The sequence below is a fragment of the Mycolicibacillus koreensis genome, from assembly GCF_002104795.1.
GTDB classification, from domain to species: domain Bacteria; phylum Actinomycetota; class Actinomycetes; order Mycobacteriales; family Mycobacteriaceae; genus Mycobacterium; species Mycobacterium koreense.
Genome location: NZ_NCXO01000005.1, coordinates 100717 through 112775 on the forward strand (window position 1 = coordinate 100717; position 12059 = coordinate 112775).

Sequence of the window (12059 nt, forward strand, 5' to 3'; positions counted from 1 at the left end):
AAGACACCCGCACTGGTTCAGTTGGCATAGGAGCAGGATAGGCGCCAGCCCTACATGGGCAGTCAACCGACAGCAGGGTTCATATGGTCCTGTCGAGGAATTCGACGACCGCCGTCGAGAATGCGTCGTTGTTGTCGCCGGCAATCATGTGTCCCGCGCCCGACACGTCAACGGTTTGCGCGTGCGGAACGACGGTCAGGAAATGCCTTACTGTCTCTTCGGAGACGATGTCAGATAGTAGGCCCCGGACCAGCAGCGTTGGCGCGGACACCTGCCGCGCACCATCGAGAAGGAAGGCGCTCATCATCTCGAAGTACTCAGCGCCCTCGTCTGGATCACCCTGCAGGAACTGGAAATTCGACGTCACGAAGGCTGGATCCCATCGCCAGGACCAGCGACCGTCTTCGCGACGGGCGAGGACTTTTCGGAGCCCGTCGAGGTTTTCGGGGCGAGGGCGGTGCGGGTTGTAGGCGGCGATCACGTCAGCGGCCGACTCTAGGCTGTCGAAACCTTCGGGGTGTGCCGACATGAACGCTACGACTCGTCGGGCGCCGTCCATCTCCATTCTCGGAGTGACGTCAACCAGCACGACGGCCTGCCATAGATCCGGCGGGGCGAGCAAGTGTGTTCCGAGAATGGTCAACCCGCCCAGAGATGCGCCGATCGCGGCGACGGGGCGGCCGGAATCGGCGTATGAGCGCACGGCCAATAGGTCGGACCCCAGCCGGTCCATGTCGTAGCGTCCGTCGGGGTCCCAGTCGCTGTCCCCGTGTCCCCTGGTGTCGTACGCGGCCACCGTGTATCCCCGCTGGTGCAGGCGTTGGGCGGTGACGTCCCAGGCGTGTCGGCTTTGACCGCCGCCGTGAAGGAGCAACACGACCGCCCGCGGTGCGTCACAGTGGTAGAGGTCGACGGCCAGCGCCAGCCCGTCTGCCGTGGGCACGCGCTCGACCACAGGAGCCGACGAATCGCCTGTTCTCTTTGCCGACATCAGGAGCTCGTCTTCGGTGCGACGACGGTGACGGTTCCCTGGGCCGCACACACCGCTCTGCCGTCGTTGCAGATGTCGATCCGCGCCACCCCGCTGGTTCTGCCCAGCGCGATGATCTCAGCTGTGGCTACACAGGTGCCGCTGGAGACCGGACGAAGCAGATTCAGTTTGAACTCCGTTGTCGCGACCCAAGATCCCAGTGGAATCACGGGATAAAACACCACGCCGAGGCAGTGGTCGACCATGGCCGATAAGCAGCCCCCATGCAGGTTGCCGAACGGCGTCTTCAGGTCGTCGCGTGCGTCCATCTCCGCGACGAGCCGTCCCGCAGCGAATTCGGTGTGACGGAAGCCGAGGTAACCGGCCAACCCGCCCGTGGTTTCTGCTGCGCTCTTGAGTTGCTCAGCGACCTGTTCGTTGAACGTGGTGAATTGCACAGGCCCTCCTACCTCATCTGCCGTCGAGACATTACTCCATAGATGTCACATCGGTCGAGCGTGGTCACCCGCCAGGATCGCCGGAAGGAGAAACCTCGACAGAAACGCCCGGAGTCCGTCACGACTGCGCTCCCGCGGCCCTCGAACAGTCAGCAGGCTCAGTATCGTGCGGACAACCCACTCGGCGGCGTCGTCGACGGAGACGCCCGGTTCCACGCAACTCCAGTGTCTGGTGAAGATGGGACGCAGAAATTCGGTGACGATTTCGAAGAGGGACGTCGAGGTCCCCGCCGCGAGACCCACGCCGGCTAGTTCCTCGTCGCTGCCGAACAACAATCCGATGATCTCTTCGCGGCGCGCGGCCTCAACCGTGTATTCCACGAAGTCGACGAGCGCGGAGCCCAGGTCGGCGTGCGCCGCGATCCGCGGGCTGATGCGGTCGAGATAGCGCTCGGCGGCGCGAATGATGACGCCCGACATCACCGCCTCCCGACTGGGGAAGTAGCGATACACCGTTGCCCTGGACACACCCGCTGTTCTGCCGATGTCCTCCATAGTCGTGCCCACCACACCGCAACTCTCGAGGCACCGCTCGGCAGCATCGAGCAACCGGTCGCGAGCGGACCCACGATCTGTCGGCGCGGCGGCGCCCCATCTCAACAACCTCGTCGACACACAGCCAGTATGCCGCGCGCGCACACCATTGTGACTTGCCCACGCACATGACACCATCGCAGTTATGTCTCAAGTCAGCCCCGTGGCCCTGAGCGGATGCCGATGCCGATGTTGGTAGAAGCGCGTACCCCGGTTGTCGTCGGCGTGGGCGAAGTTACCCATCGCGGGAACGACTTCGTGGACCCGATCGACTTGGCGGTAGAAGCCGCACGCCGCGCGGTCAAAGACGCAGGTCGCCCGGTCGAGCGGCGCATCGACACCGTCGCGACTCCCGGCATCCTGGTCATACCGCGCGACAATCCCGCCAGCAGGATCGCCGAAGCGATGCACATCAGTCCCGCCCGCCGCATCAGCTGTCCCGTCGGCGGAAACACCCCGCAGTATCTCGTCGAGGTGTTGGGTGGCGAAATACGCGAAGGCCGTGCAGATGTCGTCCTGGTCGTCGGGGCGGAGAGCGGGCATTCCGCACGCAAGCTTCAGGGCAGGGCACTTCTCGACTCGCCGCCCCCACCCCGCTCCGGCGACGAATCCCTGGGCGACGCCCGCCCCGGGCTGAGTCAAGCCGAATTGTCGGTGGGTCTGAGTTGGCCGCACGAGGTGTATCCCATCTTCGAGTCCGCGATCGCCGCGCGCCACGGCCGCGACTTCGATGCTCAACGGGAGTGGCTGGGCACGCTGATGGCACCGTTCACAGCCGAGGCGGCACGCCATCCGGAACAGGCCTGGTTCCCACGCGCACGAAGTGCCACCGAACTCAGCGAAGTCACCGCGGAAAACCGCATGGTCTGCTTGCCCTATCCCAAGTTGCTCAACAGCATCATGTCCGTCGACATGGCTGCCGCCTTCATTCTCATGGCGGCCGAGGTGGCGGACGAATTGGGCGTCGCGCGCGATCGTTGGGTCTTTCCCTGGTCAGCAGCGACTTGCAACGACGTGTACTTCCCCGTGGAACGGCCGGACCTCAGTCGCTCATCGGGTATCGAGGTAGCGGCACGGAAGGCTCTCAATGCGGGGCGGTTGACCATCGACGACATCCGGTGGTTCGATCTCTACTCCTGCTTCCCGTCGGCAATTGAGATGACTGCCGAGGCTCTCGACTTGGACCCCCTCGACGACAGAGGCCTCACAGTAACCGGAGGCCTGCCGTATCACGGCGGTCCCGGAAACAATTACGTCAGCCACTCGATCGTTGAGATGGTCCGACGGTGTAGACGCGACCCAACCGATGTCGGACTCGTCACCGGCCTCGGGTGGTATTCGACGAAGCATTCGGTCGGTCTGTGGTCGGCCACCCCGCCACCAACCGGGTGGCGACTGCTCGACACGGCGGTCGAGCAAGCTCAGATCGATTCATCGAGGTTGGGTGTCGCAGGCGTCGACGAGGCGACCGGTTGCGCGACAGTGGACGGATACACCGTCGTCTACGACCGAGACGGGCAACCTCGATGGACTCCGATCATCGCGCACCTGTCCGACGGGCGAAGAGTCGTCGCACGCAGCGACGATCCGCAGATTGCCGAGGCGATGGGCGGGGAAATGTATGTAGGTAAAACGGTGTGCCTCCGAAACACAGGGTCGTTCACCGGATTCGAGCTTCCATGATCGCCGAGGCGATGGTGCTGACCGGACCGCGGAGTCTGCAGCGGCGCCAGATGATCATCCCCGACGTCGGCGACCGGGGTGCGATCCTGCGAGTTGAAGCATGCGGTCTGTGCGGAACAGATCACGAACAATTCACCGGACACCTGCCTGCCGGCTTCTCATTCGTTCCAGGGCACGAAATCGTCGGCATCGTCGAACATGTCGGCGCTGCGGCCGGCCAACGCTGGGGTGTACAAGCCGGCCAGCGCGTGGCCGTTGAGGTGTTCCGGTCCTGCCGAGACTGCCCCGAGTGCCGCCGCGGCGAATACCGGCGGTGCGCGGTGAACGGCATCGCCACCATGTTCGGGTTCGTCGACGTGGAGATCGGCGCGGGCTTATGGGGCGGATACGCCACCCATGTGGAGCTTCCGTGGGACGCGATGCTGCTCCCGATTGCCGAAGACATGGACCCCGTTCTCGCCACGTTGTTCAACCCTCTCGGGGCCGGTATCCAATGGGGGGCGACTCTTCCCGACACCAAGGCCGGGGACGTCGTAGCGATCCTGGGGCCCGGCATCCGCGGAATCTGTGCGGCGGTGGCGGCCAAAGAGGCGGGAGCCGCGTTCGTCGCGATGACCGGCGTCGGCCCACGCGACGAACAACGACTGGCCATCGCCAGATCATTCGGTGTCGACCTGCCCATCGATGTATCGCAGGACGATGCAGCGACCGCGCTTCAGCGTGAGACAGGCGGACGGCTTGCCGACGTGGTCGTCGACGTCACCGCCAAAGCACCCTCCGCGTTCGCCGATGCCGTCGGCCTTGCCAGGCCCGGCGGCACAATTGTGGTGGCCGGCACCCGCGGAGGAGGCGGCGCGCCCCGGTTTGAACCAGACTTGTTGGTCTATAAAGAATTACACGTCGTAGGCGCACTCGGCGTGGAGTATCCCGCCTACCGGGCAGCCCTCGAGATTCTCGCCATGGGCCGCTGGCCGTTCGACCGGATCACCAGAGAATCAACCGGATTCGCTGGGCTCGCACAGCTGCTCACTTCGCTTGCAGATGAAAGTGCCCGATCAAGTGGGGCGCTCCACAACGTCTTTTTGCCCACGCCCTAACGGCGGTGCAGAGGTTCAACAGAGAGGGCCACCCGTGACCATGGCGGAACGCGTACCGATGCTCGACCGTGAGCAGGCCCAGCTGCGAGCTGCCGAATGTGGGTTGCCCGAAGAGTTGGCAGAGCTGTCGGTATTCCGCGTGGCACTTCATCAGCCGCGTGTGGCGGTTGCGCTGTATGGGCTGCTGGACGCGTTACTCTTCCGCGGTTCCCTTGACGCGCGGCTACGCGAGCTGGTCATCTTGCGCATCGGCTGGATCACTGGCTCCGAATACGAATGGACTCAACATTGGCGAATCGCCACACTGCTCGGCGTGCCTGAGCGTGATCTCCTCGCGGTGCGCGACTGGCAGAATTCCGAAAGCCTCGGGCCAGTCGAGCGTGCGGTCCTCGCAGCGACCGATGATGTGGTACGCGACGGGGTCATCTCCGAGGAAAACTGGGCTGGGTGCCAGAAGGCGTTCAATAGCGATCACGCGGTTTTGGTCGAACTTGTCGGAGCAATCGCCAATTGGCGGCTCTTTTCGATCCTGCTTCGATCTCTGAATATTCCGCTTGAGTCCGGTACCGACGGCTGGCCGCCCGATGGGCGAGCTCCTCGGCGTCGCGATTGAGCGAAAAAGGTGGACCGGTGCTTGACCGAAGCGGTCAGCGCCCCAATCGCCAGACCACGACCCGTGTCGTAGACGGACAAGTCCCCCCTCGGACACATTTTTTGTTAGCGATGCAGCTATAAGAATCACTTCGACCTCGGATCGCGCGATGACCGGCGGTCAGTCGGACAGTTCATCCTCACCGGTTCATCGACTCCGACCGACGACGTGATGCGACATAGTGGGGCCGGGCGATGCGCCAAGGTCTCGATGCGCCCGATGTCGCTGTACGAGGTCGGCGATTCCACCGGCGAGATCTCTGTGGCCGGCCTCCTGGCCGGAGAGCACACGTCCTGTCCAGATCCCGGACTGGGAGTACGAGAGATCATCGATCGCATCGCCGTCGGTGGCTGGCCCTCCAACCTGGGCAGCACCGTCGACAGCGCACTGCAGCGCAACATCGACTATCTGGATCACGCGCGCGAAGTCGACATCCCATCGATCTCTGGGCCGCGACGCGACCCCAAGCGCCTGCGACGATTACTGACGTCACTGGCGCGGAACACCGCAACCGAGGTGAAGATCTCTGCGCTATCGCGGGAAACATTGGGCGACAACGAAACAGAACTCGCTCGAACCACTATCTACGATTACCTGGCCGCACTCGAACGGCTCATGCTCATCGACGACGTGCCGGCCTGGTCAACGCACCTGCGATCCAGGGCGACGCTGCGACAAGAACCCAAACGCCACTTCGTCGATCCTTCACTGGCCGTCGCGGCACTTGCCAGCACCCCGACACGGCTGCTGGACGATCTCAGTTTCGGTGGACCGCTGTTCGAGTCCCTCGTCGTGCGGGATCTGCGGGTACTGTCCTCACCCCTACGCGGAACCGTTGCGCACTACCGGGACAGCAATGGCAAAGAGGTTGATGTCATCCTTCAGGTTCCCGATGGGACGTGGGGAGCCTTCAAAATGAAACTCGGCCCCGGCCGCATCGACGCCGCCGCCGGGACCCTGCTGAGGTTCGCCTCGACCATAGACACGGAGAAAGCCGGTGACCCCGCCGTTCTGGGCGTCATCACCACGGCAACCTACGGCTACACCCGCAAGGACGGAATCCAGGTGATACCCGTCGCCGCCCTACGCCCATGAAACACACGAACCACCATTGACGCGGGGTGAACCGGCTGCAAAAACACGCCGTTGATGCCACCCTGAGCAGTGATGCGTACCTTGGGCGGCTCCCGGGGCTTCCGCGGTTTCCGTGACCGCCGCGAGGCCGGCCAGGCGGTGGCCGAGCAACTCACCGCCTACCGTGGCCGCCCCGATGTGCTCGTGTTGGGGTTGGCCCGCGGCGGGGTGCCGGTGGCCGCCGAGGTCGCCGCCGCGCTCGACGCGCCCCTGGATGTATTTCTGGTCCGCAAACTCGGCGTGCCGCACTGGCCGGAGTTGGCTATGGGGGCGTTGGCCAGCGGCGACGCGGTGGTGCTCAACGACGCGGTGATCGCCGACGCTCGCGTCAGCGACGAGCAACTGCAACGGGTCATCGACCGGGAACGCACCGAATTGCACCGCCGTGAAGGCGCCTACCGGGGGAATCGGCCGCCGGTAGCGGTGCGCGACAAGACGGTGCTGCTCGTCGACGACGGGATCGCCACCGGGGCCAGCATGCGCGTGGCGGTGCAAGCGGTGCGCGCGGGCGGCGCGGCCGCGGTGGTGGTGGCGGTGCCGGTGGCCCCGCCGTCGGTGTTCCGCACCCTCGAGCACGAGGCCGACGTGGTGGTGGCGGTGCACACCCCGGCGACCTTTGAGGCCGTGGGGCAGGCGTTCGTCGACTTTCACCAAGTCAGTGACGACGAGGTGCGTGCGCTGCTGGCCCCGCGGAGCTGAACCGGCCCGGCGACGACGCTAGTCGTCGCGGTCGTCGGCCTCGGGAGCCTCACCGCCGTCGTCGGCGGCCTCCTGAGAGTCCTCCGCAGAGTCCTCGCTGCTCAGCGGGTCGGGGGTCACCTCCGAGTCCTCGGAGTCACCGGCTTCGACCGCGGCGCCCGCGCCATCCTCGGACTCCTCGGCCTCGTCGATATCCTCGGTCTCCTCGAGGTCCTCCCCCGCCTCGGGGTCGGCGATGTCGGGGTGCTCCTCCTCAGCCGCGCTGACACCGCGGCGGCGGCGTTCACGCAGCGCGTCGGCGGTCAACAGCAACACCCCCAGCACGCTGGCACCGATGCAGACCCACGCCACGACGGCGTTGCTGGTCACGATCGCGACGACCAGCGCGGCCAAGCCGATGACCGCCAGCACCAACGCGATGATCAGCATCGTTTCCCCTCCAACCGTGTTGCTCCCGACATCGCGGTCGCGACGGCGTGGTTAGTTACTTCCCCGGTTGTACTGACCGTAACCACTCGGGTCCCCGCCGGCACTGGTGTCCACCGGCGCGGCCGAGCCGCGCTGGCCGAGTTCCTCCAGCTGGGATTCCAGATAGGTCTTGAGCCGGGTGCGGTACTCGCGTTCGAAGGTGCGCAGCTGTTCGAGGCGCCCCTCCAACACGGTCCGCTGCTGGTTGATGTTGCCCATGATCTCGGAGTGCTTGCGTTCAGCGTCGGCCTGCAGGGCGTCGGCCTTCTCCTGGGCCTGGCGCAGCTGGGCCTCCGAGCGGCTCTGCGCGTCGGCGAGCAGCGAGTCGGCACGCTGGCGGGCCTCGGCGACGGTGGTCTCGGCGGTCTGACGGGCCTCGGTGACGATCTGGTCGGCGTTGGCGCGTGCGTCGGACATCATCTTCTCCGACTCGGCGCGCGCGGTGCTGGTCATCCGGTCGGCCTGGTCCTCGGCCATGCTCAGCACCCGAGCGGCGGCCTTGAGGTGCTGTTCGTCGGTGCCGTCACTGACCGCCCGCGCCGGCTCGCGGACCGGCTCGGGCTCGGGTTCGGGGGTGTACAGCGGCACCGCCGGGGTGGCCTGGGCGGCGGCCCCGCCGCCGGCGCGGGCGGTGGTCAGCTCCTGGTCCAGTTCGCTGACACGCTGACGCAGATCGGAGTTCTCCTCCAGCAGGCGGGCGAGCTCTCCCTCGACCAAATCGAGGAACGCGTCGACTTCGTCCTCGTTGTATCCGCGCTTCCCGATCGGCGGCTTACTGAACGCCACATTGTGCACATCGGCTGGTGTCAGCGGCATTGTCGAACCCCTCAAGTCTGGACCGTCGCTTATCGAACTGATGTGATCGTGCTGAACGATACGGTACCCGGCAAGTAACTGGCGCCCATCCTGTCACACCTGACGCGCAGATTACCCTGCAGCCCAATAAATAAGAGGGATTTTCAATCTCAATATCGACACGGTCGGATGCCGATACGAAGACCGTCGCGGGCCCCGGAATTACCCCGTGGCCTGGTTAAACGCCAGTTCCATCCCGAAGAACGCGACCACCAGCAAAACCATGATCGACAGGTCCAGCCGGATCGAGCCGATGGTCAGCTGAGGGATCAACCGGCGCAACAGGTTCACCGGCGGATCGGTGATGCTCATGATCAGCTCGAGGATCACCACGGTGAACCCGCGCGGATGCCAATCGCGGCTCAACGACCGGACGAACTCGATGACGATCCGCGCGATCAGCAACAGCCAGAACAAGAACAGCGCGAAACCGAGAATCCCGAAGAACAACGCCATCTACGCCACCTAAACGACCACTCCGATGAGCACGGATCGCTGACCGGCGGCCAGCCCGACGTCGACCACCCTACCGAGTCCCGCGCACCGCCTCGCATCGCCGGTGGGTGCGACACCACCGGTGCTGGTCGGCGCTACCGGTGAGCCATTATGGGCGGTTACTGGTAGGCGTAGAACCCGGTCTCGGCGATCCGGCGACGCTCCTCGGGGGTGACGTCGACGTCGGCCGGTGAGAGCAGGAACACCTTGGTCGCCACCTTGTCGAAGGATCCGCGCAGCGCGAACGCCAGCCCGGCGGCGAAGTCGACCAACCGCTTGGCGTCGGCGTTGTCCATCGACACCAGGTCCATGATCACCGGGGTGCCGTCACGGAAGCGCTCGCCGATGGTGCGGGCCTCGCTGTAATCCTTCGGCCGCAGGGTGGTGATCTTCGACATTGGGCTGCCCTCGTCGAACAGCATGGCCATCCGCCGCGGGTCCATCGCCAACGACCCGCGGGTCGCTCCGCGCAGTCCTGCGAACCGGCTGCGACCCAGGTCGTGCGGGCGCTCGAATTCCCGCGGCCGGAACCGCGGCTCCCGCGGGTCGGCGTCGTAGCCACCGCGGTAGCTGCCCGGAGGGAAGTCGTCGAGATCGGCGCGCGGGTCACGGGCGTCGCGGGGATCCTCGTAGTCACGCTCGAAGCGGTCGAACTCCTCGTCGCCGAACCGGTCGCCCCGCCGGCCGTATCCCCGCATCGGGGCCCGGCCGTCGTCGTCGTAGTACTCGTCGTCGTAGTCCTCCATGGGAGCCATACCGAAGTAGGCCTTGACCTTGTGCAGTGTGCTCATCGCGGGGCCCTTCTAAGCGAGATGATGTTCGTGATGAAGATGTGACTGGAGTGACGATTCACGGTGACCGTAACCGCCGCATCGCGGTAACCGCGGTACCGACACGCACACGGCGCCATCCCGATTCACGCGGGTTTTCCTGGGCCGTTCCGGGGCGGCTGGTCGGGCGTTGACCCCGATAAGGCCCGAGGCGCCCTCCGGTCGCGACCGGAGGGCGGGCCCGTCTCTCCTGTCACAGCGGTCACTCCATCCACACCAGCGATGCCAGTCGGCCGGTGGGAGCGTCGCGGCGATGGCTGAACAGCTGAGGGTCGGCGACCGTGCAGCGCGGGTCGGCGTCGATCGCCGTGATGCCCAAAGACCTTAGCTGGCAAGCGATTCCGGAGCGAAGATCCAATCCCGGGGTCCCGGCGATGGTCTCGGTGCGGCTTCCCGGCAGCGCCTGCTCGACCTCGTCGGCCATGGCCGCGGGCACCTCGTAATGGGCGCCGCTGACGGCCGGTCCCAGAAACGCCGAGATGTCCTCGCGCGCGGCTCCGGCGGCGATCATCGCGTCCACCGTGGCCGCGACCACCCCGCGCTGCGCGCCGACCCGGCCGGCGTGCGCGGCGCCGATCACCCCGGCGCGGGCGTCGGCGAGCAGCACCGGCACGCAGTCGGCGGTGACCACCGCCAGCGCCAGAGCGGGCTCGATGGTGACCAGCGCGTCGGTGTCGGGCACCGTCGGCCCCGGGCCGGTCACCCGCTGCACGCGGGTGCCGTGCACCTGGTGCATCCAGATCACCCGCTCGACCGGCAGCCCGATCGTCGCGGCCAGCCGGGCTCGGTTGGCCGCCACCGCCTCCGGTGCGTCCCCGACGTGGTCGCCGAGGTTGAAGGTGTCGAACGGGGGTGTCGAGACACCGCCGGCGCGGGTGGTGCTCACCCGACGGATCCGCACGCTCATCGGCCCGGCGTCACTCAGCGGCGCATGAACGGCGGCACGTCGACGTCGTCGTCGTCATCGTCGTCACGCCCGCCGCCGACACTGACCGTCGCCCCGTTGGTCGGCGCCGGGATGCTGGCCGCATCGGCGGGCTCGAACAGCGACGAGGACACCCGCCCGGCCTGCCCGGGAGTGAAGGACTGACCGCCGCCGCCGGGGGCACCACCGCTCTGGGCGCCGGGGGCGCCGGGTGCGGCACCGACCACCGGCTTGCGGCTCGGCCCGCTGGCGTCGAAGCCGGCGGCGATCACGGTCACCCGCACCTCGTCGCCGAGCGAGTCGTCGATGACGGTGCCGAAGATGATGTTGGCCTCGTGGTGGGCGGCATCCTGGACCAGCGAGGCGGCCTCGTTGATCTCGAAGAGCCCCAGGTCGCTACCGCCGGCGATCGACATCAGCACGCCCTGAGCGCCCTCCATCGAGGCCTCCAGCAGCGGCGAGTTGATCGCGATCTCGGCCGCCTTGAGCGCCCGCCCGTCCCCGCGCGCCGACCCGATCCCCATCAAGGCGGTGCCCGCGCCGGACATCACGCCCTTGACGTCGGCGAAGTCGACGTTGATCAGCCCCGGGGTGGTGATCAGGTCGGTGATGCCCTGCACCCCGTTGAGCAGCACCTCGTCGGCGCTGCGGAAGGCGTCCATCAGCGAGATCGCCGCGTCGCCCATCTGCAGCAGCCGGTCGTTGGGGATGACGATGAGGGTGTCGCAGCTCTCCCGCAACTCGGTGATCCCGGCCTCGGCCTGATTGGAGCGCCGCTTGCCCTCAAACGAGAACGGCCGGGTGACCACCCCGACGGTGAGCGCACCGAGTTTGCGGGCGATCGAGGCCACCACCGGCGCTCCGCCGGTGCCGGTGCCGCCACCCTCCCCGGCGGTGACGAAGACCATGTCGGCGCCGCGCAGCAGCTCCTCGATCTCGTCCTTGGCGTCTTCGGCGGCCTTGCGACCGACGTCGGGGTCCGCTCCGGCGCCGAGCCCGCGAGTGGATTCGCGACCGACGTCGAGCTTGACGTCGGCGTCGCTCATCAGCAGCGCCTGCGCGTCGGTGTTGATCGCGATGAACTCCACGCCCTTGAGTCCCTGCTCGATCATCCGGTTGACGGCGTTGACGCCACCGCCGCCGATGCCGACGACTTTGATGACGGCGAGGTAGTTGTGCGGGGCGGTCATCATTCGGTC

General features: G+C 66.4%; 14 protein-coding genes. 5 read left to right on the top strand and 9 right to left on the bottom strand.

Annotated features, from left to right (window positions below; all coding sequences use genetic code 11):
- Nucleotides 1–79: 79 nt before the first annotated feature.
- From B8W67_RS03870 to B8W67_RS03880, 3 genes are read right to left on the bottom strand one after another with little or no spacing between them, the layout of a single operon-like run.
- Complete coding sequence (locus tag B8W67_RS03870) at nt 80–991, bottom strand: alpha/beta fold hydrolase (RefSeq protein ID WP_005086619.1); 912 nt, start codon at nt 989–991, stop codon at nt 80–82.
- Entirely contained in the window at nt 991–1428 is a 438-nt protein-coding gene (locus B8W67_RS03875) for a PaaI family thioesterase (protein WP_005086620.1), read from the bottom strand. The genes B8W67_RS03870 and B8W67_RS03875 overlap by 1 nt, the downstream gene beginning before the upstream one ends.
- 45 nt (nt 1429–1473) lie before the next feature.
- On the bottom strand, nt 1474–2160 hold the full coding sequence (locus tag B8W67_RS03880; protein ID WP_014850466.1) for a TetR/AcrR family transcriptional regulator: 687 nt from the start codon (nt 2158–2160) through the stop codon (nt 1474–1476).
- 51 nt (nt 2161–2211) lie between these two features.
- Here B8W67_RS03880 and B8W67_RS03885 point away from each other — a divergent pair, with 51 nt between their 5' ends.
- The 5 genes from B8W67_RS03885 to B8W67_RS03905 all read left to right on the top strand — a co-directional run bounded on the left by B8W67_RS03885 (nt 2212) and on the right by B8W67_RS03905 (nt 7287).
- Nucleotides 2212–3705, top strand: coding sequence for an acetyl-CoA acetyltransferase (locus B8W67_RS03885; protein WP_005110545.1), 1494 nt, complete (start codon nt 2212–2214; stop codon nt 3703–3705).
- Entirely contained in the window at nt 3702–4802 is a 1101-nt protein-coding gene (locus B8W67_RS03890; protein ID WP_005086624.1) for a zinc-dependent alcohol dehydrogenase, read from the top strand. The genes B8W67_RS03885 and B8W67_RS03890 overlap by 4 nt, the downstream gene beginning before the upstream one ends.
- Before the next feature lie 34 nt (nt 4803–4836).
- Nucleotides 4837–5415 (top strand): carboxymuconolactone decarboxylase family protein, encoded by a 579-nt coding sequence (locus tag B8W67_RS03895; protein ID WP_005086626.1) that lies wholly within the window; start codon nt 4837–4839, stop codon nt 5413–5415.
- A 258-nt stretch (nt 5416–5673) separates the two neighbouring features.
- A complete protein-coding gene (locus B8W67_RS03900) occupies nt 5674–6549 on the top strand; it encodes an ATP-binding protein (RefSeq protein ID WP_163797008.1) in 876 nt (291 codons plus the stop codon).
- Between the two features lie 72 nt (nt 6550–6621).
- Nucleotides 6622–7287: a phosphoribosyltransferase gene (locus B8W67_RS03905; RefSeq protein WP_085302308.1), complete on the top strand. Its 666-nt coding sequence runs from the start codon at nt 6622–6624 to the stop codon at nt 7285–7287.
- Between the two features lie 18 nt (nt 7288–7305).
- On the opposite strand, the gene B8W67_RS03910 is transcribed toward B8W67_RS03905, so the two are convergent.
- The 6 genes from B8W67_RS03910 to ftsZ all read right to left on the bottom strand — a co-directional run bounded on the left by B8W67_RS03910 (nt 7306) and on the right by ftsZ (nt 12053).
- Nucleotides 7306–7716 carry a DUF308 domain-containing protein gene (locus tag B8W67_RS03910; protein WP_085302310.1) on the bottom strand — a complete coding sequence of 137 codons (411 nt, stop codon included), beginning with the start codon at nt 7714–7716 and terminating at the stop codon, nt 7306–7308.
- 51 nt (nt 7717–7767) lie between these two features.
- Nucleotides 7768–8571 carry a DivIVA-like cell division protein Wag31 gene (wag31, locus tag B8W67_RS03915; RefSeq protein WP_085302312.1) on the bottom strand — a complete coding sequence of 268 codons (804 nt, stop codon included), beginning with the start codon at nt 8569–8571 and terminating at the stop codon, nt 7768–7770.
- A gap of 201 nt (nt 8572–8772) precedes the next feature.
- On the bottom strand, nt 8773–9066 hold the full coding sequence (locus B8W67_RS03920) for a YggT family protein (protein WP_069390827.1): 294 nt from the start codon (nt 9064–9066) through the stop codon (nt 8773–8775).
- Between the two features lie 158 nt (nt 9067–9224).
- Nucleotides 9225–9896, bottom strand: a complete 672-nt coding sequence (locus tag B8W67_RS03925) for a cell division protein SepF (protein WP_085302313.1) — start codon at nt 9894–9896, stop codon at nt 9225–9227.
- Between the two features lie 241 nt (nt 9897–10137).
- The gene (gene pgeF, locus B8W67_RS03930; RefSeq protein WP_085302315.1) at nt 10138–10842 is read right to left on the bottom strand and encodes a peptidoglycan editing factor PgeF; all 705 of its coding nucleotides are present in this window, start codon (nt 10840–10842) and stop codon (nt 10138–10140) included.
- Nucleotides 10843–10856: 14 nt separating this feature from the next.
- Nucleotides 10857–12053 carry a cell division protein FtsZ gene (gene ftsZ, locus B8W67_RS03935; protein WP_174254724.1) on the bottom strand — a complete coding sequence of 399 codons (1197 nt, stop codon included), beginning with the start codon at nt 12051–12053 and terminating at the stop codon, nt 10857–10859.
- Nucleotides 12054–12059 lie beyond the last annotated feature (6 nt).